Annotated in this window: 1 protein-coding gene; it reads left to right on the top strand. The window is 43.1% G+C overall.

Annotation, left to right across the window (positions count from 1 at the left end; translation table 11 throughout):
• Nucleotides 1-576: InlB B-repeat-containing protein (locus AC1DBT_RS05925; RefSeq protein WP_480019004.1), on the top strand; the 576-nt coding region annotated here is incomplete at both ends.

The raw sequence follows: 576 nt of genomic DNA on the forward strand, positions 1-576 counted from the left end.
GCTATCGATAAAAATATGACCATTACGGCAAACTTTGTTGCTCTAGATGGCGTGGTAGGTCCAAAAGACCCAACAAAGCCAGATGGAAAGAACCCAGACACAAGCAAATATTGGACAGTAACATTTGAGTCAGAAGACACCGCTAAAGGCACCGTAGATGCTAAAAACACGATATATGTCTTGAAGTCAGCTAATAAGACACTTGCAGACTTAAAAGACAGCGCTCCAGCCACAATAGCAAAAGATGGCTATAAGTTTGACAAGTGGAGTCCTGCGCTTGATGCTGCTACCGCTATCGATAAAAATATGACCATTACGGCAAACTTTGTTGCTCTAGATGGCGTGGTAGGTCCAAAAGACCCAACAAAGCCAGATGGAAAGAACCCAGACACAAGCAAATATTGGACAGTAACATTTGAGTCAGAAGACACCGCTAAAGGCACCGTAGATGCTAAAAACACGATATATGTCTTGAAGTCAGCTAATAAGACACTTGCAGACTTAAAAGACAGCGCTCCAGCCACAATAGCAAAAGATGGCTATAAGTTTGACAAGTGGAGTCCTGCGCTTGATGCT

It is taken from the genome of Fannyhessea sp. C0108B2 (genome assembly GCF_056583915.1).